A 23,713-nucleotide genomic window follows, 5' to 3' on the forward strand; every position below is an offset into this window, starting at 1 on the left:
TCAAGCAATTCCGGATAATAAAAAAGACACCGTATAAAACGGTGTCTTTCATATTTGGCGGAGTAAGAGGGATTCGAACCCTCGATGCAGGTTGACCCCACATGCTTCCTTAGCAGGGAAGTGCCTTCAGCCTCTCAGCCATTACTCCTAAGGAAGACCGCAATATACGCTTTCTGCCCTCCTTCGTCAAGCATTACCGCCCCAAACTTTCTTAACGCCATGAAATCATTTAAATAAAAATATAATATTTTTTGCACCATTCTGTTTTTATACTTCTTTCATATATGTTAAAATGATTCTGCTTTCTGTAAACTTTTTCTACGCCCATTATTACAAAGGAGTTCGTATGTTACGTTTTTCTGCTTTGGTTGCCGTATCCGCCCTGATGCTTGCCGCCTGCTCACAATCCGGCAATTCCCAACCATCCACTTCCTCCTCTCAAACTTCTACTCCAAAAACAACTGCCGCCGGTTCTGCCTGCCGTAGCATGGGTGAGGGCCATAAAGTCAATGGCAAAGGTCAAAACGATATTTATATGTGTAAAGTCGATGTGGCTTTGAACTCTGCCGAAGCCAAATCCGCTTTGGATCCTAGCATCCGCGTTCACTACGGCAGCACATCCGGCGCGACTTTGACTTCCCGTCAAATCTCCAACTCAGTCGGCAAAACCCCTGATGAAACCTGCCAACGCGCATTCCTGAGCGCGGTTAAACGATTCCAAAGCACTGCTCAACGCAAAAAAGCCAAATCCGTTCATCTGGTTAGCTACTTTGACAAAGTAACCAAAGGCGGTAACGAGTACGAATGCCACATCGCTACATTCAACAGCCGTGTGGTTTTGAAAGGCAGCTTCCACTAAGCAATGTCAAAAATGCCGGACTTCAATATGAAGTTTGGCATTTTTCTATTTTATGGATACGACAACCCTTCACTGTCTGCTGGCCGATCCCTCTTTTGCCGCCTGCTACGACCATGCGTCTCTAAACGCAGCCGATTCCCAACGTTTGGCTACCACGCCTCAACTGGCGCAGCGTCAAGACTGGCAAGTCAGCCGCGCATTAAAACAGCAAACCGATTTACCGACTGTATCGCTGAGCCACAGCAAAGGCTTTGCCGCTTTATTGTGTGCGCCTCATCCCTTAACAGCCGGTGTCGATATCGAATTTATCCGCCCGCGTGATTTCAAAGCGCTGTCGGCTTTGGTCTGCACACAGGAAGAACAAGACTACTTGGAAACGGCAAACTGGCCGTCTGAAACGTTTTACCGATTGTGGTGTTTCAAAGAAGCCCTGATTAAAGCGGCGAATTTGAATTTCCCGTCAGACATGAAATCGGTCGGCTATGTTTTCGATTCAGGGCAACCCGTCGGTTTACGCGCTGGAAAGCAAACCGATTGGCACGGCACGAGCGCAATTTTGGCGGATACGATGGCACTTGCCTGCGTTTGGAAGGACAACGCCGTCGCCCTGCAATGGCAGTTTTTCGGTTCGCTCAAATCCAATGATTTAACCAACCGGCAAACTATCTAACAACTGACAAACTAATAATAATCTGATTTAATTTACTGGACTTTTACTTATTCCACACACCAACAGCAGCATTTGCAAAAGGCCGTCTGAACGATGAATCTTCGCCTCCTAAACCGCCTCTATACTGCCCTTATCCTGTTTCTTACCCTGTTTTTGGTTTATGCCTTTGCTTCACAAGCACGCATCCAAACCGATTTGACAGCGTTGTTGCCAAGCGAGCAGCAACCCGATGCCTTACTGACGGCCGCGGATAAAGCCGCAGAAGCGCAGCTCAATTCGCAAGTCATTTTGCTTGCCGGCAGTACCGATGCCGAAACTGCTTTTCAGACGGCCTCACAAATTGCCGACGCATGGCGCAAAAGCGGCGTATTTGAACAAGTCGACAGCAGCATGACGCCGAATTTGGATAAAGTGCGGGCGGATATGCAGAAGCTGAGCTTGGCGGTTTTGCCGCAAGACGAAATACGCCTGCTGTTTGAGCAGCCGCAAGCCTATTTTCAAGCGCGTGCAGAAGCCGCAGCCAATCCGTTTGCCGCCCCCTCGCCTTTGTCTTTAGAACAAGACTGGCTGGGCTTTGGACGCTTTGTTGCCGACAAGGCTAATCCGCAAAGCCGTTTGCAGTGGGACATGGACAACGGCATGCTGTTTGCCGAAGACAAAGGCAAAACTTGGGTATTTTTGCGCGGACGGCTCGCAGGCGGCGATCAATTTTCCGGCAACGATGCCCTCTTGCCGCTGATGACGCAAAGCCGTCAAATCGCTTCGGAAAACGGCGCGGAAACCTTAAGCGCAGGTGGCGCATTGTTCGCCGCCGTATCCAAAGCAGCCGCAGAAAAAGAAAGTCGGCTGATGAGTATGGTCGGACTTGGACTGACCTTTGCGCTGCTGTTGTGGGTCTTCCGCAGCGGCCGCGTCTTTTTGCTTTCCTTGCCACTGGCAGCCGGTATGTTGACCGGATTGGCAGTTGCGTTATTAACCTTCGGCGAAGTGCATATCCTGACCATCGTCATCGGCACCAGCTTGGTGGGTATGTTGGTGGATTTCCCGTTGCACTGGCTTGCTCCGTCAGTATTCGGGCCGTCTGAAAAGACTGTTTGGCAGGCCGAATCAGCAATGAAACATGTCTTGCCAAGTTTTGCCGTCAGCCTGACAATTACCGTCTTGGGCTATGCGCTGCTGTGGTTTACCCCTTTGCCTGTATTACGCCAAACCGCCGTATTTTCAGGCTTTGCCTTATTTGGCGCGTTTGGTGCCACCGTTTTATGGCTGCCGCCGCTGTTTCGCCGCTACCGTGCCAAAACCGTGCCTTTTGCCGCATTAACCGAAAAGCTCTATTCCTTGTCAGGCCGTCTGAAAAACCGCCTGCACAAACGCGGCTGGTTAATCGTGGGCGGAATTTTGCTGGCAGTCGGACTGTGGCGCAGCGACTGGCGTGACGACATCCGTCAATGGGTCAATATGCCGACCGCGATGTTGGCCGAAGTACAACAAATCGGCCAGTTGAGCGGCACGGATTTTGGCGGCAAATATTTGGTGGCCGAAGCACAAAGCGAAGACGCCCTGTTGAAAAAAACCGCCGAACTCGGCCGCGCCCTGCAGCCCTTAATTGCGCAAGGCAAACTGTCCGGCATCCAATCGCCCGACCAATTCATCCTGCCGACAACGGAGCAGCAAAAACTACAAAACCGCCTGCGCGAATTGACCAAGTTGCCTGATAGCTGGAAACCGCTTACCGAAATCGGTATTCCGCGCAAAACCGTGCGCGATGCCCTGCTGCAAGCTGCCGATACACAACCATTGTCGCTTTCAGACGGCCTGAATACCGATTTGGCAGAAGCTTGGCGTTCCTTGTATTTGGGTGAAGTGGAACCAGGCCGTTTTGCTGCCGTCGTGCGTTTGAACGGCATGACCGATGAAGCCGCCGTACGCGCCGTGGCGCAACACGTCTCCGGCGTACATTGGGCTGACAAACGCGCCCACTTAAACGAGCTTTTCCACCACACGCGCAATCAGGCTGCATGGTTGAAACTGGCTTCCTACGCGTTGGCATGGCTGCTCTTGTGGAAAATGTTTGGTTTCAAACGCGGCAGCAAAATCCTTGCCGTGCCGCTGGTCGCCGCCATCTGCACCGTTGCCGTACTCGGTTTGGCCGGCATTCCCGTCAGCCTGTTTGCCATGTTCGGCCTGCTTTTAGTGTCCGCCATCGGCGTGGACTATGCCGTCTATGCCGCCACTGCACATCACAGCGCGCCGGCAAAATTAGGCGGTATGCTGCTTGCCGCTGCGACAACAGCCATTTCCTTTGCCCTGCTCGCCATCAGCAGCACGCCCGCTGTTGCCGCGTTCGGCATGACGGTTACCATCGGCGTGGCATTCAATATTTGGCTGGCAGGCACATTGTTGAAAAATTAGACAAAAGATGAAGACGATAGAAGTTGAAGCGATATTTGTTTCAACTTCTATCGCCAAATTGCAAAAGGCCGTCTGAAAAATTTCATATAGCGGTTTAAGCATTATTAAAATCAAAGGTATTTTCAAATACCCATCGAATTTGACGTTGCCGTTATCGGCGCAGGCCCTTCAGGTTCGGTTGCTTCCGCTTTGCTGAACAAACAAGGCTTTAAAGTTTGCGTATTGGAAAAACAACATTTCCCGCGCTTTGTCATCGGCGAGAGCCTGCTGCCGCATTGGTGGGCGATTTGAAGGTAGAATAAAGGACGAATGCCTTTCAGACGGCCAAACCTGAAAACAGAACAGGCCGTCTGAAACTTCATCCACATCATTAAATATTTTGACCGATAGATAAAACCTTATGCGATTTATCCCTTTTCTTGCCGCACTACTGCTTTCCGCATGCGCAACCTCGCTCCCCCATCCGCAAACGCTGCCGCCGCTTTCCAAAGGAGGCCAATGGTTCAAACTCGAGCAGACCAATGCGGCGGGGCAAACCGTTCAAACCAATCTCTTGGCAGTCGAGCCTCATTCAGACGGCATCCGCTTTGTCCAAACCGATGCACTGGGTGCGCCGGTATCACGTCAATCGGTCAACACCAAAGGTTGGAAAAATGACGGCTTTGTGATGCCCAATGCCAGTTCGCGTCGACTGTTTGCCGCCCTGTTGCCGCTTTTGGCCGCCGAACACGCCGCCACGCTTTACCCTGAAGCCCGCCAACAAAACGCCACCCATCAAGGCTTCTGCCCTGACGGCAAAGGCGCAGTGTTCAGCTACCGTGAGCGTGATTTGTGGTGTGTCGCCCACCATTCCGAACAATTCCTTATCGGCTTCCCCGACCAAACTTTCTGGACGGTCAGCCCGATTGCAGAAGACTAATTCATGAATACTCCTATTTATCTCAGCCGTCCGGCACTGACCAGCGCATTGGGCAGCGGCTTGCAAGTTCATGCCGATGCCTTACTCACGCCGTCTGAAAACACGCCCCTGACTTTTTCAGACCAATGGGTAAAAGGCAAAACGTATGCTTTCGGTGCAGTCAAAGAAACCCTGATGCCTCTGCCCGACAGCATTCCCGAAGCGCATCGCAGCCGCAATAACCAACTTATCCTGCACGCGCTTTCGCAAATAGACGGACTGATTCAGACGGCCATTGCCCGTTACGGCAAAGAAAGGATTGCTGTCGTGACTGGTACGTCCACCAGTGGCGCAGACGAAAATATCCCTTTGTTCCAACACGTTGTCGAAGGCGGTGCATGGGCGGATGTTCCATTCAAACAGCTGCAACACACCATGGCTTCGCCCTCCGAATTTATCGCTCAAGTTTACGGTTTGGACGGCTTGCGCTATACCGTCTCCACCGCCTGCACTTCCGGCGCACGCGCCCTCATCAGCGCAGCCCGGCTGCTTCGTGCCGGATTGTGTGATGCCGTGATTTGCGGCGGCGCGGATACGCTTTCTCCGCTGACGATTAATGGTTTTGCCTCTTTGGAAGTGCTTTCAGACGGCATCGCCAAGCCTTTTTCTGCCAACCGCAACGGCATCAATATCGGTGAAGCGGCCGCATTTTTCGTGATGACGCGCGATGCCGATTTTGACGGCGAAATGCAGTTGCTGGGCTACGGCGCAAGCAGCGATGCCTACCATATGTCTTCGCCCCGCCCCGATGGTTTGGGTGCAGCCCAATCTTTTCAGGCCGCTTTGGATAAAGCCGGTTTGAAAGCGGAAGACATCGGCTGGATCAATCTGCACGGCACCGGCACGCAGCACAACGACAGCATGGAAAGCCGAGCCGTTGCCGAAGTATTTGGCAGCCATACCCTTTGCACCTCAACCAAGCCGTCCACCGGTCATACCTTGGGTGCAGCCGGTGCGATTGAAGCCACATTTGCCTGGTTGATGGCCAACCGCCAATACAATCCGGAAGGCAAACTGCCGCCGCAACAATGGGACAATGTACCCGATTCCGAGCTGCCCAACATCGCTTTGACCGACGGTAACAGCCGCTGGCCGTCTGAAAAACGCATTGCCGCCAGCTCGTCATTCGCTTTCGGCGGCAGCAATGCCGTTTTGATTATCGGATAAGTCCTTATATTTAGGCTGTCTTTTCAGACGGCCTTTTTCTTTTCCGCAACTTAAAAAACAATAACATCAAAACAACAACCAAATCCGCCGAAATATGCCATAATAGGCTTAGCACATTTCTTCTCGCGATGTGCCCGAAAAGAAAAACTTAACCTACATAGAGAATAATCCCATGACTAAATCCACCATTATCTATACCTACACCGACGAAGCTCCTGCATTGGCCACTCAATCCCTGCTGCCAATCGTGCAGGCGTTTACCCGCCACGCCGATATTGATGTCAAAACCAGCGACATTTCTCTCTCCGGCCGTATTTTGGCGGCGTTTCCCGAATACCTGACCGAAGCGCAACGCGTACCTGATGCGCTTGCCGAATTGGGCGAACTGGTTAAACAACCCGATGCAAACGTAATCAAACTGCCGAACATCAGCGCATCCGTACCTCAACTGACGGCCGCGATTAAAGAATTGCAGTCTAAAGGCTTTGCCGTTCCCGACTATCCTGCTGACCCTCAAACCGATGAAGAAAAAGCCGTACGCGAACGCTACGACCGCATCAAAGGCAGCGCGGTAAACCCTGTCCTGCGTGAAGGCAACTCTGACCGTCGCGCGCCTAAAGCAGTGAAAAACTTTGCGAAAAAACATCCGCACAGCATGGGCGCATGGACCAAAGACTCCAAAACCCACGTTGCCACCATGCAAAGCGGCGACTTTTTTCATAATGAACAATCTGTTACCGTACCTGAAGCGACTTCCGTATCCATCGTGTTCACCGACAAACAAGGCAACAAAAAAGAGCTGCGCGAGCCTGTTGCCCTGAAAGCCGGCGAAATCATCGACGCGACCGTGATGAGCAAAAAAGCCCTGCTCGCCTTTCTTGCCGAACAAGTGAAAGACGCGAAGGCAAAAGGCGTATTGTTCTCACTGCACATGAAAGCCACCATGATGAAAGTGTCCGACCCGATTATCTTCGGACACGCCGTCAAAGTGTTCTTCGCGCCTGTCTTTGAAAAATTCGGTGACAAATTGGCTGCCGCAGGCGTCAACGTCAACAACGGCTTCGGCAACCTGCTTGCCAATCTGGACAAACTGGATGCGGACACCCGCGCCGCCGTTGAAGCTGAAATCGCTGCCGTTTACGCTGCCAACCCTGATTTGGCCATGGTTGATTCCGACAAAGGCATTACCAACCTGCACGTTCCTAGTGATGTCATCGTCGATGCTTCTATGCCTGCAATGATTCGTAACTCCGGCCGCATGTGGGATAAAGACGGCAAAGCGCAAGACACCAAAGCCGTGATTCCTGACAGCAGCTACGCCGGCGTTTACCAAGCAACCATCGACTTCTGCCGCGAACACGGCGCATTCGATCCGACAACCATGGGTACCGTTCCTAACGTCGGCCTGATGGCGCAAGCAGCCGAAGAATACGGTTCGCACAACAAAACTTTCGAAATCGAAGCCGACGGCCAAGTTCAAGTCATTGATGCAGCAGGTAATGTCCTGATGCAACACGACGTTGAAGCCGGTGACATCTGGCGTATGTGCCAAACCAAAGACGCTCCGGTTAAAGACTGGGTACAGCTCGCTGTTAACCGCGCCCGTCTGAGCAATACACCAGCCGTGTTCTGGCTCGACGAAAACCGCCCGCACGACAAGAGCCTGCTCGCCAAGGTTAAAGCCTACCTTGCCGAACTGGATACCGACGGCCTCGACATCCGCGTCCTCGCTCCTGAAGAAGCCGCTAAATTCAGCTTGGGCCGTCTGAAAAACGGCGAAGACACCATCTCCGTAACCGGTAACGTCCTGCGCGACTACCTGACCGACTTGTTCCCAATTTTGGAACTGGGTACCAGCGCGAAAATGCTGTCTATCGTTCCATTGATGAATGGCGGCGGTATGTTTGAAACCGGCGCGGGCGGTTCTGCACCGAAACATGTTCAACAATTCCTCGAAGAAAACCACTTACGTTGGGACTCTTTGGGCGAATTCCTCGCACTCGCCGTATCGTTTGAACATTTGGCGCAAAAAACCGGCAACGCCAAAGCCCAAGTCCTCGCCGACACTTTGGATGCAGCCACCGAAAAACTGCTGTTGAACGACAAATCGCCTAAACGCAAAGCTGGCGAACTCGACAACCGCGGCAGCCATTTCTACCTCACCCTCTACTGGGCGCAAGAATTGGCGGCGCAAGACAAAGATGCCGAACTGAAAGCCGCATTTGCGCCGTTGGCAGCCGCTTTGACTGCTGACGAAGCCAAAATCGTTGAAGAACTCTCTGCCGTACAAGGCAAAGCGGTCGACATCGGCGGCTACTACGCAGCCAATCCTGAAAAAGCTGCACAAGCGATGCGTCCAAGCGCAACCTTTAATCAGGCCTTGTCAGCCTTATAATTAAAGCAATAAAAGGCCGTCTGAACTTTCAGACGGCCTCAAACCTTATGGAAACACAATGAAAAAAACCATTCTTTCTCTTACTTTCCTCATCAGCGCTCCGGCTTTATGGGCATTTTCCCCTGCCGAATTGGCACAAACCCTGCAAAAACCGCAAAACGTGCAAGGCAATTTTGTCCAACAACGCCAGCTCAAATCCCTCAGCAAACCCATGACCACCAGCGGCAGCTTTACCCTTGTCCCACAAAAAGGCCTGCTCTGGAAAATGCAAAAACCATTTGAAACCACCCTGCGCGTGCGTTCAGACGGCATCATGCAATGGAACGGCAGTCAATGGGTCAACCCAAATGCCAGCAAACTCAACGGCCAAAGCCGCCAAATCAAACTCTTCCTCGACCTTTTGGGCGGCAATACCCAGGGCTTGGAAAAACAATTTGATTTGAAATTAAACGGCAACGAGAAAAAATGGACGTTGACCCTGACTCCGAAAACCGCCATTACCCGCCAAATCTTCAACCGTATCGAAATCAACGGCGATACGCTGGTACGAAAAATCGAATTGGACGAAAAACAAGGCGACAAAACCATCATGCAGTTCAACCAAATCCAAACCGATAAAGCTCTGGACAGCTTCAGCCGTACCGCCCTCTAAATTGTCTATTCCAACAAAAGGCCGTCTGAAAATACATTTCAGACGGCCTTTTATATTAATCGGCTGAAGGCTTCTGCCCTTTTCGTTCCGCCTTTCTTGCTTCGCGAATGGCTTTAAGTTCGGCCTCTTTCTGTCTGGCTTTTTTCAGCCAAGTTTCCCATTGGTTTGGTGTTTCCAGCGTGATTCTGCCGATTTTTCCTTCGCGGAAATCGGTCAGGATATTTTCAGCAGCCTTTTGGTAGTTGACCCGTCCGCCGCTCAAAACCGCACCGCGTTTCTTGGCAATCCACTCCAGCCAAGAAGTATCGTCCCAATGGCTGCTTGGATCTTTGTCGGCTTGATAGCGCTCTTGCAACAGGGCCAGATAATGGCGGCGGAGGTAATCCAAAAGCTCAAGCGCTACTTCTTCTTCATCCAGTGCGTTGCGTCCGACTGCACCGCCGGCCGCAAGGTTGTAGCCGCCTTCTTCGACGATAATTTTCGGCCACAACATACCGGGGGTATCGTAAAGCCAGAAATCGTCTGCAAGGAAAAGGCGTTGTTCGGCTTTGGTAATACCGGGTTCGTTACCGGTTTTGGCAGATTTTTTGCCGATCATGCCGTTAATCAAGGTGGATTTGCCGACGTTGGGAATGCCGCAAATCAGGACACGTAGCGGCTTCTCGATACCTTGGCGATGCGGAATCATGGAGCGGCAGGCTTGGGTAATTTTGCCGTGCGCGCCGGTTTCGGAAGAATCAAGCGCAATGGCGCGGGTATCTTGACGGCTGTTGTAGTGTTCGAGCCAAACTTTGGTGCGCTCGGGATCGGCAAGGTCTTGCTTGTTTAAGATTTTGAGTTTTGGCTTGCCTTTGGACAACTGGGCAAGCAAGGGGTTTTCGCTGGAAGCAGGCATACGCGCGTCCAGCATCTCAATCACCATATCAACGCTTTTAATGCGTTCGGCAATGGCTTTTTTTGCCTTGTTCATGTGGCCGGGAAACCATTGGATAGCCATGTCTTTTTATTCTTTCTATTCGTATCTGAGGCCGTCTGAAAAATCATTGTTTTTCAGACGGCCTCGGTATTTGGATAATCGGTCAATCAGGATTTAGAGATTGCCATGCTCGTAGCTGTAATACCCTGCTTCATCCATACATTGCTCAAAAGTTTTGGATGTATTGCCACGTTTGGTTCCATTTTGAACTTGTGATTTGCAGGTATTGATTTGACGGGAAACCTCAGCTTCGCTCGCTCCGGTACGGTGCCAACGGTAAGCAGTGACAGGCTCTGTCGCGCAGGCGGTCAAGATAAGCAAGGATAATGCGGTCAGACTGATTTTTTTCATGGTTTCTTCCTTTGAGGCCGTCTGAAACGGCAAGTTAGCGTCCTGCCAAGCTTTGAGCCTGACGGTGGCGGACAAGGAGTTCATAACGGCCTTTGAGGCGCTCGGCCAGTTTTTCCACAACATAAACGGAGCGGTGCTGACCGCCGGTACAACCGATGGCAATCGTCACATAACTGCGGCTCTCTTGTTGCAGGCGCGGCAACCAGCGGCTAATAAAATGGTCGATGTCATCAACCATTTCTTGAACCAACGGCTGCTGGCCCAAATAATCTTGAATAGGTTTGTCCATGCCAGTAAAGGGGCGTAATTCCGGATCGTAATACGGATTGGGCAGGCTGCGCATATCAAACATAAAGTCGGCATTATTGGGAGCGCCATATTTGAAACCAAAGGATTCAAGAATGACCAGCAAACCGACACGTTCAATATTGAGCCATTGTTGCACAGCATAACGCAGCTGCTGAGCGTTCATTTTGGACGTATCGATGCAATATGCGATGTCTCTAAGCGGAAAGAGCCACTCGCGTTCTTTTTGCAGGCTTTCCAACAAAGTCAGGTTTTGACCAGACAAAGGGTGTCCACGTCGGGTTTCTGAGAAGCGGCGAACCAAAACGCCTTCTTCCGCTTCAACAAACAGGACTTCGACTTGATGCCCTTCATTACGCAAATATTGGATTTGCTCTTGCGCTTCTTGGATATTAATACGGGAACGGATATCAACGCTGACACCGAGTTGGGTTTCATCGGCCCGTTCGATGTGGAGTGAAACCAATGATGGAAGCATTTCCAAGGGAAGATTATCGACACAGTAATAGCCCAAATCTTCGAGCTGCTTGAGAGCTACGGACTTTCCCGAGCCGGATAAGCCGCTAATCAGGACGATTTTCATGATTTTGTTCGTTTTCTTTGAGTTGTGTTTGGTGACGTTCGAGAAATTCTTTGGTGCTGTCTTTACCACGCAATTGAAGGATGTAATTGCGTACTGCAGCTTCAACCAATACTGCTAAGTTTCGACCGATTGCAACAGGCAGGGTAACGGAACGGACGCTAACGTTGAGGATAGATTCTGTTTCGGTACGGATGCTCAATCGATCGAGTTGTTTCATGTATCCGTCGTCGGCCGGAACCAAATTGATAATCAGCTGGAGGATTTTTTTCGGACGGATGGAGGTTTCGCCAAAAATGTGGCGGATATTGAGTATGCCCAAGCCGCGTACTTCGAGGAAATCACGCAGCATAGGCGGGCAACGGCCTTCCAGCATTTCCGGGCCGGTACGGAAGAATTCGACCGCATCATCGGCAATCAGGCTGTGGCCGCGCGAAATCAGCTCCAATGCCAATTCGCTCTTACCCAAGCCGGATTGTCCGGTAATGAGTACACCCACTTCAAATACATCCAAAAATACGCCGTGCTTGATGGTGGAAGTAGCCAATGTACGTTGCAGATAAATCCGCAAAACGTCCATCAAGTGCGGGCTTTCCTGTTTGGAAGTCAGCAAGGGGATACTGTTGGTATGGCAATAATCGCGTAATTTGGGCGAAACCGGCAAACCGTTGGCGACGATGACCAAAGACATTGGGATGTCGAAAAGCTCACCGAAATCATAGTTGAGTTCGCCCGATTCCAGACGGCGTAAATATTCGGCTTCGGCTACGCCGACAACTTGAATTTGGTTGGGATGGATAAAGTTTAAGTGGCCGACCAAGGCCAAGACGGGTTTATCGGCTTCGACACCGATACGGTTGTCCGCGCCGGAATTGCCGGCAGCCCAAGCGAGTTCGAGTTTGTACTGATTGTCGGAAAACAGGCGGCGGACGGATATGCTGGGCATGAATTACTCTTCGGTCAGGAGTGTGCGTACTTCTTCGGCAGAAGTCGCAGCCATCAATGCTTCACGGACGGCTTTTTGAGAGAATCTGCCGGCCAGTTTGGACAAGACTTCCAAATGTTCGCCGGTAGCGTTTTCAGGCACAAGCAGGATGAAAATCAGGGAAACGGGTTTACCGTCAGGCGCATCAAAGGCAACCGGCTCTTTGGTGCGGATAAACGCACCAGTGGCTTTTTTCACGCATGCGTGACGGCCGTGAGGGATCGCCACCCCCTGCCCCAAACCGGTCGAACCAAGCTTTTCACGGGCAAACAGGCAGTCGAACACGTTGGCATTCGGTAATTCTGCTTCATTCTCCAGCAGCTGGGCGGCCTCTTCAAACAGACGCTTTTTGCTGCTGACTTCCAAATCCAAAACGATATGGGACAAAGGTAAAATTTCGCCAATCAGGCTCATGTGTATCTCTTTTAAATGTCGCAAAACAATGGGATTGTACCGATTGTCGGTGCAAATCTCAATCCTGAAGGCGTAATTTACACTCGCCCTGCTAACATTTTCCATGTTGTTTTTGATATTTTTTAACGAGCTAAAAATAATCCAACTGTTTGCTTATATTGAATTTAAAGTAAAAATTCTATCATTAGACAAACTATGATTCAAATGAAAAGGGGTATGTCCGGCATACCCCTTTTCCCTTTCTTTTCAGACGGCCTCAACCTAGTTTTTTAAAACAATTTGGAAACCAAAAACAACCAGAAATAATGGCAGACCAATCCGCAAAACCACGCTAAACCGATGCGGTTGTTGGCCAAAAACGTTTGGAAACACAACTGGCGATTGCGCGTACGGATGACAACATATTGCTGATACTGCCAATAAACAGTTATCGGCAATATCAACCAATACGGCCAAGTTGCGCCGATTTTAATACCCAACACCGCCATCAATACCGTAAACCAAAAATGACAAAGCATAGAGGCGGTAATATCGTGATGGCCAAATGTGATTGCCGAAGTTTTAATGCCGATTTTCAAATCGTCTTCTTTGTCCGCCATGGCATAAATCGTATCGTAAGCCAGCGTCCATAAGGCATTGGCGGTAAACATCAGCCACGCTTCGGGAGGCACTCGGCCTTGCACGGCGGCAAAGGCCATAGGAATGCCGAACGAAAATGCCAGTCCTAAATAAAACTGCGGCAACGGGAAAAAGCGTTTGGTAAAGGGATATGTGATGGCCAGGAACAAGGCCGGAAGGCTCATCAACCAAGTAAAGCGGTTGAGCTGCACCAAGCATAAAGCTGCCATCAGACACAACATGACGGTCAAAAGCAGCGCTTCGATTTTAGAAACCAAACCTTTGGCAAACGGACGGTTTTTGGTGCGCTCTACTGCGCCGTCAAAATTGCGGTCGGCAAAGTCATTCACCACGCAACCTGCGCTGCGCATCAAAAATGTGCCTGCGCTAAAGGCAAGAAAAATATCCGCGTCAGGAACGCCTTTAGACGCAATCCACAATGCCCAATAAGTCGGCCACAGCAAAAGCAGTGTGCCAATGGGTTTGTCAACGCGCATCAGCTTGGCGTATATCACCATCCGTCCGACAGCGTAACGCGGTAGAAATTGTAGAAAAAAGCGCCTTATGTTCATTGATGTAATGTGTCGTTGTTTATGTGTCGATTCGGAAGGAAAGGCTTTTTAGAGCCTTAACTCTTATTATAATGTATTACCGTCTGAAATTAAACAGATCTTAACAATTTAATTTATTGTATTATAACAGAATTATGACAAACATCGGTAAACGGTTTTATTTTCAGACAGCCTTAGCGGTATAAATCTATTAATTTCAATAAGAAATATTCTGTTAATTCCAATGTTTCGCCGTTCCAATCGAAATACGAACGGCGCGCGGTAACAGGCCGTCTGAAAGATGGATGGTCGAAATCTTCAAAACGAAGAAACTCAAAATCCGAACGCTTCAACGGCAATGTACCGTCAAACAGGCGCTCGCCCAAAGGCTGCGTTCCGCAATCCAATAATTCTGTCCATAGACTGCTGTCCGGCCGGCACGCGCTTCTGGCTTGTATCACTGTTTCGCCGTCCAGTTTGAGCAAAACATCGCGCACAAAGATTTCGTCTCCATTTTCCACTCCCTTCGTCAAACCCAAATACACCGGCTCGACTGAAAAATCCTTACCGGAAGCGCGCAAAGCGGCAGTTAGCGAAGAAACGGTCAGCAGATGTTCGGCCTTAGACGGCAAAAGACTTGAAGCTTCGGCATGTGAACAAAGCGTGCCACGCGGTATATCAAACGCCATTTACCACCTCTGTTTTGGCCAACTCCTGCCATTTGGCTTCGGGAAACTCATCTTTCAGACGGCCTTTAAGATATTCCAAGGTATCGCCGGCAACGGTTTCATCTTTGCTGTCGTGAATATGGTTGAAAATCAGGCTGTGCAACCGGATGCCGTATTGTTTGAGCGCAGCGAAGCTGAGCAGGGTGTGGTTGATGCTGCCGAGCCGCCCGCTGGTAACGAGGATGACGGGATAAGCCTGTTGCTGAATATAATCAATGGTCAACAGATTTTCCGTCAGCGGCACCATCAATCCGCCCGCGCCTTCGACCAACACGATTTCGTATTGCGCCGCCAATTCTTGCGTGGCGGTACGGATTTTGTCCAAATCCAAAGCCCTGCCGTCCAGACGGGCGGCGAGGTGGGGCGAGGCCGGGTAGCTGAAGATTTCGGGCATGGTCAGCCCTTGTTTGTCGGCTTCTTGCATGGGTATGCCCATGACTTTGCGGTGGACGGCGATGTCGTTGGCGATGTCGCGGCAGCCAGTTTGCACAGGCTTTTGCGTAATCACGCTTTTGCCCTGCTGCAACAATTGTTTTGCCAATACGCCGGTAGCGACGGTTTTGCCGATGTCCGTGTCTATGCCGCTGACGAAGTAAACGCCTTTCATTTGCTGTGTTCCTTCAAGATTTGCACGGCTTTGTCGGCAAGTTCGGTCAAGAGGTCGTCTGAAATGATGTAAGGCGGCATGAGGTACACCAGCCTGCCGAATGGGCGCACCCAAATGCCCTGCGCCACGCAGTCCGCTTGAAAACGCGCCATATTCACGCCTTTTTCCAGCTCAATTACCCCGATGGCACCCAAAATGCGCACATCTTTCACGCCGCGAATGTCCCATGCAGTTTTCAGACGGCCTTTCAGGATGCTTTCGATGCGGCGGATATTTGCCTGCCAATCTTGGGATAAAAGCAGCTTGACTGAAGCGCAGGCAACGGCACACGCCAGCGGGTTCGCCATAAAGGTCGGGCCGTGCATGAACACGCCCGCTTCGCCGCGCGAAATCGTTTCGGTAACTTTTTGCGAAGTGATTGCCGCCGCCAGCGTCATATAGCCGCCGCTCAAGCCCTTGCCGATACACATAATATCCGGCACGACCTCCGCGTGTTCGCAGGCAAACATCTTACCCGTACGCCCGAATCCGGTGGCGATTTCGTCAAAAATCAACACGATATCAAATTCGTCGCACAAATCGCGCAATCCGCGAAGATACTGCGGATGATAAAAATACATGCCGCCCGCGCCCTGCACGACCGGTTCCAAAATAAAGGCGGCAATATCCGCATGATGCGCTTCAAACAAGACGCGGACAGGCTGCAAATCCGCCCCGTCCCATTCATCATCGAAACGGCTTTTCGGATTATCGACAAAATAACGCTGCGGCAACGCGCTGCCGAAAATATGGTGCATCCCCGTTTCCGGATCGCAGACGGACATCGCGTTCCAAGTATCGCCATGATATCCGCGCCGCACCGTCGCAATATTCTGTTTCGCCGTCAAACCCCGCGCCTGCTGGTATTGCACTGCCATCTTCAGCGCGACTTCCACCGAAACCGAACCTGAATCCGCATAAAAAATACGATCCAGACCCTGCGGCAAAATCCCAACCAACAACTTGCCCAGTTCTACCGCAGGCTCATGCGTCAAACCGCCGAACATCACATGCGACATCTGTTTAATCTGCGCCTCAACCGCCTGATTCAAAACAGGATGATTGTAGCCGTGTATCGCACACCACCAAGACGACATCCCGTCAATCAGCCGCGTGCCGTCCGCCAATTCAATATACACGCCCTCTGCACGGCGCACCGGATAAACAGGCAACGGGTCGGTCATGGATGTATAGGGATGGAGCAGGTGGGCGCGGTCGAAATCGAGCAGGGAGGAATGATCGGACATATTCTTTTTAGAGACAGATTGACAATTTTTGTTATTATATAGCATCTTTACCTTTTCAGACGGCACGTCTTCCGTACTGCATCAACGCCAATCCGCCCACTGCCGCCAAACAGCCGGCAACCAAGGAAACATGCAATGCCTCGCCCAAAAACCAAGCGGAACACAAAATACCGAATACCGGCACCAAAGTGATGTACGCCGCCGCACTGCCTGCGCCTAAAGTCTTCACGCCTTCAAAATACCACGCATAGCTCAAGACCGTTGCCCCGACAGACAGGCCAATCAAAGCAAACCAGCCCCTACTGTTCATTTCAGCAAGCATACCAAACGGCAGGCCGTCTGAAATCAGCGCAGGCGGCAGCAACATCATTGCACCCAGCCAAGCGGTGGCCACGGTAACCGTCAGCGCATCAATCCCCCGCAACACCGCCCTGCCTATCATCGTATAAGTAACCAAACAGCAAAGGCTGCAAAACACCAGCACTTCGCCCCACCCTATGCCGTCGCCCGACAAAAATGCCGCAATCTCGCCATGCGTGACCGCCCATATCGAGCCTGCCACAGCCAACAACATACCCGACACAATCTTGCCGTTGAGCTTCTCGCCAAATAGCAAAGCCGCAAAAAACATCGTCAATACAGGATTGAACGTGACCAACACCGTCGCCCTTGAAGCAGGAAGCCGCTGCAAACCCAGCATAGACAATACGGTAAAACCAAATACACCGAAGGCCGCCGCCAGTGCCAATCCAAGCCATTGTTTACGCAACAAAACCGCCAAAGTACGCAATCGATACCGTGCAAACAGCCAGCCCAAAAGCAAGATTGCCGCCGTCAAAAAGCGCAGCATACCGCCCGTTAAAGGCGGCAGCGCTTGTCCCAGCATCCGTCCCATCGGCCAAGATGCGCCCCAAAACGCCGCCATGCCCAATAGTTTTAGATGGATTGCTAAATGTTTCATGGTGATAGATAACTTGAATAATCGGTTTAGAAAGCGTACAAGCTTGGTTTGGAAGGATAAATTTCCTTAGCTACCGATACTTGATAGAGTTTGCGCGGATAAAATACTACGCTGAATCATTACGGAAACAAAGGCCGTCTGAAAGACTGAAATCCAGCTTTTTCAGACGGCCTTTGCTGCTCAATCAACAAGGCTTACAACTCAATGCCTTTGAGTTTTGCCACGGTATTAATGTCTTTATCGCCGCGACCGGAGAGGTTGACCAAAATCACTTGGTCTTTGCTCATTTTCGGCGCGTTTTTCACCGCCCAAGCAACGGCATGGCTGGACTCCAGCGCAGGAATAATGCCCTCGAAACGGCAAAGCAAATCAAAGGCTTCGAGTGCTTCGTCGTCTTTGGCAACGGTGTATTCCACGCGGTTGATGTCGTTCAAATGGCTGTGTTCCGGGCCGATGCCTGGGTAGTCCAAGCCAGCGGAAACGGAGTGCGTACCCAAGACTTGACCGTTTTCGTCCTGCATCAAATAACTGCGGAAACCGTGCAATACGCCGATAGGGGCTTTACTGGTAATCGGTGCGGCGTGGTCGGGGGTATCTACACCCAAACCGCCGGCTTCTACGCCGACCAGACGTACGTTTTCTTCTTCGATATAGGGATAGAACAAACCGATGGCGTTTGAGCCACCCCCCACGCAGGCAACGGCAACGTCAGGTTGGCGGCCGATGGCTTCCAACATTTGTTCTTTTGCTTCATTGCCGATCACGCATTGGAAATCGCGTACCATTTCAGGATACGGCGCAGGGCCTGCGGCAGTGCCGATGATGTAGAACGTATCGTCCACACGTGCCACCCATTCGCGCATGGCTTCGTTCATCGCGTCTTTCAAAGTACGGCTGCCGCTGTCAACGCCAACGACATTCGCGCCAAGCAGCTTCATACGGAACACGTTGGGCATTTGACGTTGGATATCGTCCGCACCCATGTACACGTCGCAAGTCATGCCAAAACGTGCGGCGACGGTGGCAGAAGCCACGCCGTGCTGACCCGCGCCGGTCTCGGCAATCACGCGCTTTTTGCCCATGCGGCGGGCGAGCAATGCCTGACCAATGGTGTTGTTCACTTTGTGCGCGCCGGTGTGGTTCAAATCTTCACGCTTCAGCCAGATTTGCGCGCCGCCCAAATGCTCGGACAAGCGCGCGGCATGGTAAACGGGGCTGGGACGGCCGACATAGTGTTTCAAATCATGGCGGAACTCTTCCCAAAATGAAGGATCTTCTTTCGCTGCTTTATAGGCTTCTGCCAATTCTTGCAAAGCAGGAATCAGGGTTTCGGAAACGTACAGGCCGCCGTGTTCGCCGAAAAAGCCGTTCTCGTCGGGAGCGTGATAATTTTTCATGGGATTTTTCCTTGTTCGTTTTATGGTTTCAGACGGCCTGATTCAGTACAAGGCCGTCTGAAAGTAAAATTGTCAGCAATTATAGCCGTTTTCCATTCATCTTGTCGGCAACTAATTGAATAATAATATCAGCAGACAAAATAGGAACAACAGCGTGCAGCTCGATGTTGCAACTAATGCCGTACCCAACGGCGGCGCGATATATTTTTCTTCGTTTTTGTTTCTCAGGCATAGTTTTAATGCCAACATCCCCAGCCACAGTGCCAGCAACCACCAACCCAAAAAGTTAAGCACAAGCAAAGCAATAATCAACTCATTGGTATTTATAGTGCTTATGTTCAAAAATATCCAATTAAGGCCGTTAACAGACATAATGACTGCAGATATTTGTATCACATACAAAAGCGTTCCGCCCAACAATACCTTGATGTGCCATTGTTTGGCCTTCTGCCACACCGAGACGACATTAAAAAGCCACCACAAAGCCATAAACACCATTACAGAAATTTCATAACGGTCCATCACCTTACTCCTGAAAAACAGTCAATCCAGCCATTTCAAAAAAAGCCCGATACGCCGCCGCTTTTTTCGCCAAACTCAAAGGATAGGCACGCGAAGTCGAAGGCAGGCGCGTCAGGGTCAACTCACGTCCAGCATAGTGAAACGGCACTGTTTCGCCGGTCTTCGGCATTTTCATACCGCCGCCCTGAATCTCCAACAAAACTTCAGTTGCCTTGCCGCCGGTGGTACAAAGATGGCGGCACTCGGGCATTTGCGCCAATACTGCCGCCAAATCGACGGTTTCTATCACTTTTAAAAACTTATCCGAAGCATTGCCATGTTCGCGTATTGCCTTTAATACGGTCGGACAGGATGCAATCCCCTTTTCACTCAAAAACGCTTTGATTTTATCGGCATCAAACGCCTTTTCGCCCTGCTTTTGAAAATGTGCCGCATCACCAAAAAATACCAACCCATACACACGCCACATATCGTTTTGGAAATTCGGATAATGAAACTGCATCGCGTGTTTTTCTTCTTTAGGCGGAAACGTCCCCATCATCATGACCGTTGCCTGCGGCGGCAACAAGGCTGCGAAGGGGTGGGATTCAACAATTGGCTCTTGCATAGCTGTATTCCGGTTGTTTTTCATTCAAACAAATTTTCAGACGGCCTTTACTGCCTGAATAAACGCCGCCATTTTCTCCCTGCTCTTAATCCCGCCGGAGATTTCCACGCCGCCGGACACATCCACCGCCGCCGCGCCGCTGATTTTTACCGCTTCGGCAACGTTTTCCGCAGTCAATCCGCCGGCAAGTATCCACGGTTTGCCGATATTGCCGTGCAACATGGTCCAGTCGAAACTTTGTCCCGTACCGCCGTATTCGGTCGGATGATAAGCATCAAACAGTAAAGCGCGGGCATTCGGGAATTTGGCACAGGCCGTCTGAATATCGGCAGCGGACTGTACACGCACGGCCTTCAAATACGGGCGGTCAAACAGACGGCAAAAATCATCGTCTTCATCGCCGTGAAACTGAATCACATCTATCGGCACCTGACGCAAAATCTCGCGGATGGTTTGCTCGTTTTCATTCACAAACAAGGCCACCACCGATACAAACGGCGGCAGGTTTTTCACAACCGCCTGAGCCTGTTCAATACTCACTGCCCGTTTACTCTTGGCGTAAAACACCAGCCCGATGGCATCCGCGCCCAATTCGGCCGCAGCCAGAGCGTCTTCAGGTCGGGTAATACCGCAAATTTTGGTGCGTATGGTGTTCATGGGGATTGCCTTTTTAAACAGATGGGTTGGATATTATATAAGTTTAAGGCCGTCTGAACATGAAATATCAGGTGCAAACGGCCTTAAACTTTAAAACAACCATCAGCCGATAATATTGGCGGCTGTCAGCTGCGCAGCGTCTTCATTATAGAAACGCACAAACTCTGTGCTGCTTTCAGCTCCCACTTGATATACAGAACATCATGCTGATAATTACTAAGAACTTTGTGATTATTACCCTATTTTCAAATTGCCTATTTTTTCATCACGATTAATTTATTCTTTATTATCAAATATCAAACCAAACTATCCACAATTGGATTCACACAAAATTTGGATAATGCCCGTCAATAAAAAATATTAAGGCCGTCTGAAAAGTCTTTCAGACGGCCTTTTAGCCTTTTTACTCAAACGGTTTCTTCTGCCAATAAAACTTATCCTTTTTCAGACGGCCTTGAAATATATCGTCCTGTCCCAAAGCAAACACCAACGCGCCTGACAAATCCGTTCTCAACAAAGTAATGCCGTGCGCGCGGACACGATTTTGTACGGCAACGGTCGGATGTTTGTAGGCATTGGCATAGCCGCTGGATGCCACGGCATATTGCGGCGAAACCGTATGCAGAAAGCTGCCCGACGAAGCCGTGCTGCTGCCGTGATGTCCCAATACCAACACTTGGCTATACAGCGCATTGCCGTATTTCTCAATTAAACTTGCCTCGCCCTTCACACCCAAATCACCGGTTATCAACAAGGCTTTGCCGTTTGCCACGACACGCAATACGCAGCTTCGGTCATTATCTTCCTTGCCGGAATTTTCAGACGGCCTGAGCAACTCAAAATCTACGCCGTCCCATTGCCATTTGTCTTCTTGGCAAAACTCTGCATTTGGATAAAACTCAGGTTGTCCGGCAAGCAATTTATCGGTACCGACAGCCGCCACACTTTGAAAACCGCCGTCATGGTCAATATCATGGTGCGACAAAATCAAGCTGTCCAAACGGCGCACACCCATAGCGTTCAAACTCGGCACAATACCTGTTTGCGCCACTTGCTCCGTTCCCGTATCAAACAAAAGATTACGGTTACGCGTTTGTATCAACACCGACAAGCCTTGTCCCGCATCCATCACTGTAACTCTTGCCACCCCCTCCTCCAGCTTGGCAGGACGGTAAAACACAAAACCCAATAAAACCAGAAATGCCCAAGGTTTCAAGCCCATTCCTTTAGGCAGCAATAACAGTAAAGCCGCCATCATCGCCAACACGAGCAAAGGCACGGGCGCCGCTGCAACGGCAAATTCAGGCGATACCGTAGCCAGCCATACTAAACCGCGTAAAGTATATTCCGCCAAAAATGCCGCTACCAACTGGACAAGTTCAAAGGGAAAAATCGAACCCAGCAAAGCCAACGGCGTCAACACCCAAGAAAACCAAGGAATAGCCAGCGCATTAACCAACGGACTGAGCAAAGGTAACGAAGCAAACAAATAGCCCAGTAATACCACCGACAATACAGTCGCTGCCCATTGTCCCCGTACAGCCAACCGCCAGCCCGACTCTTTCAGACGGCCTGATGAAGCCCAAATCAAAGCAGCAACCAAACCAAATGACAACCATGTTCCCACGCCCAATACGGCCAACGGGTCCAACAACAAAACAACGGCCAAAGCCTGCCACCATGCCGTCCAGCCCGAGCCGCCACTTCCGCGCCACCATGCCCACGCAAACGCAGCCAACATCAACACGCTGCGTTGCGTCGGTACGGAAAAACCGGCCAAAAGCGCATAAAACAAAGCACCGGCAACACCGCCAGCCAATATCCACACACGCGGTTTTGCCGGAATCCACGGCAAATAACGGAAAATTCGCTTAATCAACCAGGCAAACAATACCGCCACCATCGTCACATGCAAGCCCGAAATACTGACCAAGTGCGTCAGTCCCAAAGGCCGGAATGCCTGCCACAAAGGCGGCCGCAACGCCGATTGCTCGCCAATACTCAAAGCACGCATCAGCCCTATGCCGTCTGAAAACTCAGGATATTTGTCCGCTGTTCCCTGCCAACTTCGGCTTACCGCATCACGCATATTAGCCAAACCGAAACCGCCGCCTTGCCGCACGAGTTTCCTATCGCGTCCCAAAGTACCCATGCCATCGATACCATTGGCCAAAGCCCATGTTTCACGGTTCAAACCGCGCACATTCACTTCACCGATTACCGGCCTTACCCGCGCCGATACAGACCACCTGCTGCCCACCGCCCAATCGCGCCGCTGATAATCCGACAACATCAAATCAAAAGCCTGCCCACGCCCATCCCAAGCCCTTGCCGCAAACTGCACACGCCGACCATCATCACGTGGCATATCTGCCACTTCAACCGTCAAAACTTTAGCCGCCGCCCCCACAGGCCATTGATCAGCCAACACCAGCCCAGTCCGCCACACCCCAAACGCCATACCCACGCAAACAGCCAGCACCAACCAAGCCACAGCAAATCTTCGACACAACGTAAGCGCGCCAATAATTACAGCCAACCAAACCCACCAAGAAGGCACAAACGGCAACGCAAACGAAAGCACTACACCCACCACCCAAGCAGGCAACACAAACCGCCACGCCATAAACGTTTTCCCTTAAATTATGATTATTAGATATGTAATAATAAATGCTTTTAGTAGATTATGACAAATGCCAACCTGCATTAGCAGATAAAAAGAGAGATTCAAATCATTTCAAAACCGATAGACGCAAAAAAGCGCAATCCGAAACAGATTGCGCTTTTTTATAAACTGGCACGCCCACGGGGAATCGAACCCCGGTTACCGCCGTGAAAGGGCGATGTCCTAACCGCTAGACGATGGGCGCGGAGATTTTCTGTGGCGCACCCGGAGCGATTCGAACGCCCGACCCTCTGGTTCGTAGCCAGATACTCTATCCAACTGAGCTACGGGTGCATCAAGAAAGATTCGAATTATAAAGAGAGGGCTATTTACTGTCAAGCGTTTTATTTGGAAAACTTGCAGACAGCGTGTAAAATGCACATTTGCTA

Annotated in this window: 22 protein-coding genes, 3 tRNA genes and 1 pseudogene; 8 read left to right on the forward strand and 18 right to left on the reverse strand. The window is 50.7% G+C overall.

Annotation, left to right across the window (positions count from 1 at the left end; translation table 11 throughout):
- Positions 1-55: 55 nt before the first annotated feature.
- Positions 56-148, reverse strand: a tRNA-Ser gene (locus ACTHTU_RS06460).
- Positions 149-346: 198 nt separating this feature from the next.
- Between ACTHTU_RS06460 and ACTHTU_RS06465 the strand changes: the two genes are divergently transcribed.
- The 8 genes and pseudogenes from ACTHTU_RS06465 to ACTHTU_RS06500 all read left to right on the forward strand — a co-directional run bounded on the left by ACTHTU_RS06465 (position 347) and on the right by ACTHTU_RS06500 (position 9,113).
- Positions 347-859, forward strand: a complete 513-nt coding sequence (locus ACTHTU_RS06465) for a hypothetical protein (RefSeq protein ID WP_440362113.1) — start codon at positions 347-349, stop codon at positions 857-859.
- Positions 860-911: 52 nt separating this feature from the next.
- The gene (locus tag ACTHTU_RS06470; protein ID WP_440362114.1) at positions 912-1,529 is read left to right on the forward strand and encodes a 4'-phosphopantetheinyl transferase family protein; all 618 of its coding nucleotides are present in this window, start codon (positions 912-914) and stop codon (positions 1,527-1,529) included.
- Positions 1,530-1,622: 93 nt separating this feature from the next.
- Positions 1,623-3,941: an MMPL family transporter gene (locus ACTHTU_RS06475; RefSeq protein WP_440362115.1), complete on the forward strand. Its 2,319-nt coding sequence runs from the start codon at positions 1,623-1,625 to the stop codon at positions 3,939-3,941.
- A 126-nt stretch (positions 3,942-4,067) separates the two neighbouring features.
- Positions 4,068-4,217: pseudogene (locus ACTHTU_RS06480) on the forward strand (NAD(P)/FAD-dependent oxidoreductase); the annotation flags it as partial.
- 124 nt (positions 4,218-4,341) lie between these two features.
- Positions 4,342-4,860 (forward strand): hypothetical protein, encoded by a 519-nt coding sequence (locus ACTHTU_RS06485; protein WP_440362116.1) that lies wholly within the window; start codon positions 4,342-4,344, stop codon positions 4,858-4,860.
- A 3-nt stretch (positions 4,861-4,863) separates the two neighbouring features.
- Entirely contained in the window at positions 4,864-6,066 is a 1,203-nt protein-coding gene (locus tag ACTHTU_RS06490) for a beta-ketoacyl-ACP synthase (protein WP_440362117.1), read from the forward strand.
- 172 nt (positions 6,067-6,238) lie between these two features.
- The gene (locus ACTHTU_RS06495) at positions 6,239-8,461 is read left to right on the forward strand and encodes an NADP-dependent isocitrate dehydrogenase (protein WP_070646760.1); all 2,223 of its coding nucleotides are present in this window, start codon (positions 6,239-6,241) and stop codon (positions 8,459-8,461) included.
- A gap of 58 nt (positions 8,462-8,519) precedes the next feature.
- On the forward strand, positions 8,520-9,113 hold the full coding sequence (locus ACTHTU_RS06500) for a LolA family protein (protein WP_036490350.1): 594 nt from the start codon (positions 8,520-8,522) through the stop codon (positions 9,111-9,113).
- A gap of 55 nt (positions 9,114-9,168) precedes the next feature.
- On the opposite strand, the gene ylqF is transcribed toward ACTHTU_RS06500, so the two are convergent.
- The 17 genes from ylqF to ACTHTU_RS06585 all read right to left on the reverse strand — a co-directional run bounded on the left by ylqF (position 9,169) and on the right by ACTHTU_RS06585 (position 23,618).
- Positions 9,169-10,110, reverse strand: coding sequence for a ribosome biogenesis GTPase YlqF (gene ylqF / locus ACTHTU_RS06505; protein WP_315040369.1), 942 nt, complete (start codon positions 10,108-10,110; stop codon positions 9,169-9,171).
- Positions 10,111-10,203: 93 nt separating this feature from the next.
- Positions 10,204-10,440, reverse strand: a complete 237-nt coding sequence (locus tag ACTHTU_RS06510; protein ID WP_003684875.1) for a lipoprotein — start codon at positions 10,438-10,440, stop codon at positions 10,204-10,206.
- 34 nt (positions 10,441-10,474) lie between these two features.
- Positions 10,475-11,329, reverse strand: a complete 855-nt coding sequence (gene rapZ, locus ACTHTU_RS06515; RefSeq protein WP_285071039.1) for an RNase adapter RapZ — start codon at positions 11,327-11,329, stop codon at positions 10,475-10,477.
- Entirely contained in the window at positions 11,310-12,272 is a 963-nt protein-coding gene (hprK, locus tag ACTHTU_RS06520) for an HPr(Ser) kinase/phosphatase (protein WP_440362118.1), read from the reverse strand. The genes rapZ and hprK overlap by 20 nt, the downstream gene beginning before the upstream one ends.
- A 3-nt stretch (positions 12,273-12,275) precedes the next feature.
- On the reverse strand, positions 12,276-12,725 hold the full coding sequence (gene ptsN / locus ACTHTU_RS06525; protein WP_003747374.1) for a PTS IIA-like nitrogen regulatory protein PtsN: 450 nt from the start codon (positions 12,723-12,725) through the stop codon (positions 12,276-12,278).
- A gap of 269 nt (positions 12,726-12,994) precedes the next feature.
- Positions 12,995-13,861, reverse strand: a complete 867-nt coding sequence (ubiA, locus tag ACTHTU_RS06530) for a 4-hydroxybenzoate octaprenyltransferase (protein WP_432760696.1) — start codon at positions 13,859-13,861, stop codon at positions 12,995-12,997.
- Positions 13,862-14,088: 227 nt separating this feature from the next.
- The gene (locus tag ACTHTU_RS06535; RefSeq protein WP_440362119.1) at positions 14,089-14,583 is read right to left on the reverse strand and encodes a chorismate--pyruvate lyase family protein; all 495 of its coding nucleotides are present in this window, start codon (positions 14,581-14,583) and stop codon (positions 14,089-14,091) included.
- Positions 14,573-15,229: a dethiobiotin synthase gene (bioD, locus tag ACTHTU_RS06540; RefSeq protein ID WP_293206626.1), complete on the reverse strand. Its 657-nt coding sequence runs from the start codon at positions 15,227-15,229 to the stop codon at positions 14,573-14,575. Before bioD ends, ACTHTU_RS06535 begins: the two co-directional genes overlap by 11 nt.
- Positions 15,226-16,515, reverse strand: coding sequence for an adenosylmethionine--8-amino-7-oxononanoate transaminase (gene bioA, locus ACTHTU_RS06545; RefSeq protein WP_440362120.1), 1,290 nt, complete (start codon positions 16,513-16,515; stop codon positions 15,226-15,228). Before bioA ends, bioD begins: the two co-directional genes overlap by 4 nt.
- A 55-nt stretch (positions 16,516-16,570) precedes the next feature.
- Positions 16,571-17,476 carry a DMT family transporter gene (locus ACTHTU_RS06550; RefSeq protein ID WP_293206620.1) on the reverse strand — a complete coding sequence of 302 codons (906 nt, stop codon included), beginning with the start codon at positions 17,474-17,476 and terminating at the stop codon, positions 16,571-16,573.
- Between the two features lie 194 nt (positions 17,477-17,670).
- Entirely contained in the window at positions 17,671-18,873 is a 1,203-nt protein-coding gene (gene trpB, locus ACTHTU_RS06555) for a tryptophan synthase subunit beta (protein ID WP_440362121.1), read from the reverse strand.
- Between the two features lie 111 nt (positions 18,874-18,984).
- Positions 18,985-19,395, reverse strand: coding sequence for a hypothetical protein (locus ACTHTU_RS06560; protein ID WP_440362122.1), 411 nt, complete (start codon positions 19,393-19,395; stop codon positions 18,985-18,987).
- 4 nt (positions 19,396-19,399) lie between these two features.
- Positions 19,400-20,002, reverse strand: a complete 603-nt coding sequence (locus ACTHTU_RS06565) for a DNA glycosylase (RefSeq protein ID WP_440362123.1) — start codon at positions 20,000-20,002, stop codon at positions 19,400-19,402.
- Positions 20,003-20,038: 36 nt separating this feature from the next.
- Positions 20,039-20,659, reverse strand: coding sequence for a phosphoribosylanthranilate isomerase (locus ACTHTU_RS06570; protein ID WP_440362124.1), 621 nt, complete (start codon positions 20,657-20,659; stop codon positions 20,039-20,041).
- A gap of 403 nt (positions 20,660-21,062) precedes the next feature.
- Complete coding sequence (locus ACTHTU_RS06575; protein ID WP_315039796.1) at positions 21,063-23,285, reverse strand: DNA internalization-related competence protein ComEC/Rec2; 2,223 nt, start codon at positions 23,283-23,285, stop codon at positions 21,063-21,065.
- A 169-nt stretch (positions 23,286-23,454) separates the two neighbouring features.
- Positions 23,455-23,529, reverse strand: a tRNA-Glu gene (locus tag ACTHTU_RS06580).
- A 12-nt stretch (positions 23,530-23,541) separates the two neighbouring features.
- Positions 23,542-23,618, reverse strand: a tRNA-Arg gene (locus ACTHTU_RS06585).
- Positions 23,619-23,713: the final 95 nt, after the last annotated feature.

It is taken from the genome of Neisseria sp. P0020.S005 (genome assembly GCF_051957055.1).
Classification (GTDB): domain Bacteria; phylum Pseudomonadota; class Gammaproteobacteria; order Burkholderiales; family Neisseriaceae; genus Neisseria; species Neisseria subflava_A.

Excerpts from the sequence above, each read along its gene's own strand:
- ACTHTU_RS06535 (WP_440362119.1), bottom strand. The coding sequence starts at position 14,583 with ATGGCGTTTGATATACCGCGTGGCACGCTTTGTTCACATGCCGAAGCT.
- ACTHTU_RS06575 (WP_315039796.1), bottom strand. The coding sequence starts at position 23,285 with ATGGCGTGGCGGTTTGTGTTGCCTGCTTGGGTGGTGGGTGTAGTGCTT.
- ylqF (WP_315040369.1), bottom strand. The coding sequence starts at position 10,110 with ATGGCTATCCAATGGTTTCCCGGCCACATGAACAAGGCAAAAAAAGCC.
- ACTHTU_RS06550 (WP_293206620.1), bottom strand. The coding sequence starts at position 17,476 with ATGAAACATTTAGCAATCCATCTAAAACTATTGGGCATGGCGGCGTTT.
- ACTHTU_RS06495 (WP_070646760.1), top strand. The coding sequence starts at position 6,239 with ATGACTAAATCCACCATTATCTATACCTACACCGACGAAGCTCCTGCA.
- ACTHTU_RS06500 (WP_036490350.1), top strand. The coding sequence starts at position 8,520 with ATGAAAAAAACCATTCTTTCTCTTACTTTCCTCATCAGCGCTCCGGCT.
- ACTHTU_RS06510 (WP_003684875.1), bottom strand. The coding sequence starts at position 10,440 with ATGAAAAAAATCAGTCTGACCGCATTATCCTTGCTTATCTTGACCGCC.
- ACTHTU_RS06470 (WP_440362114.1), top strand. The coding sequence starts at position 912 with ATGGATACGACAACCCTTCACTGTCTGCTGGCCGATCCCTCTTTTGCC.
- ACTHTU_RS06565 (WP_440362123.1), bottom strand. The coding sequence starts at position 20,002 with ATGCAAGAGCCAATTGTTGAATCCCACCCCTTCGCAGCCTTGTTGCCG.
- ptsN (WP_003747374.1), bottom strand. The coding sequence starts at position 12,725 with ATGAGCCTGATTGGCGAAATTTTACCTTTGTCCCATATCGTTTTGGAT.
- ACTHTU_RS06475 (WP_440362115.1), top strand. The coding sequence starts at position 1,623 with ATGAATCTTCGCCTCCTAAACCGCCTCTATACTGCCCTTATCCTGTTT.
- ACTHTU_RS06485 (WP_440362116.1), top strand. The coding sequence starts at position 4,342 with ATGCGATTTATCCCTTTTCTTGCCGCACTACTGCTTTCCGCATGCGCA.
- hprK (WP_440362118.1), bottom strand. The coding sequence starts at position 12,272 with ATGCCCAGCATATCCGTCCGCCGCCTGTTTTCCGACAATCAGTACAAA.
- bioD (WP_293206626.1), bottom strand. The coding sequence starts at position 15,229 with ATGAAAGGCGTTTACTTCGTCAGCGGCATAGACACGGACATCGGCAAA.
- ubiA (WP_432760696.1), bottom strand. The coding sequence starts at position 13,861 with ATGGTGATATACGCCAAGCTGATGCGCGTTGACAAACCCATTGGCACA.
- bioA (WP_440362120.1), bottom strand. The coding sequence starts at position 16,515 with ATGTCCGATCATTCCTCCCTGCTCGATTTCGACCGCGCCCACCTGCTC.
- trpB (WP_440362121.1), bottom strand. The coding sequence starts at position 18,873 with ATGAAAAATTATCACGCTCCCGACGAGAACGGCTTTTTCGGCGAACAC.
- ACTHTU_RS06490 (WP_440362117.1), top strand. The coding sequence starts at position 4,864 with ATGAATACTCCTATTTATCTCAGCCGTCCGGCACTGACCAGCGCATTG.
- rapZ (WP_285071039.1), bottom strand. The coding sequence starts at position 11,329 with ATGAAAATCGTCCTGATTAGCGGCTTATCCGGCTCGGGAAAGTCCGTA.
- ACTHTU_RS06560 (WP_440362122.1), bottom strand. The coding sequence starts at position 19,395 with ATGGACCGTTATGAAATTTCTGTAATGGTGTTTATGGCTTTGTGGTGG.
- ACTHTU_RS06570 (WP_440362124.1), bottom strand. The coding sequence starts at position 20,659 with ATGAACACCATACGCACCAAAATTTGCGGTATTACCCGACCTGAAGAC.
- ACTHTU_RS06465 (WP_440362113.1), top strand. The coding sequence starts at position 347 with ATGTTACGTTTTTCTGCTTTGGTTGCCGTATCCGCCCTGATGCTTGCC.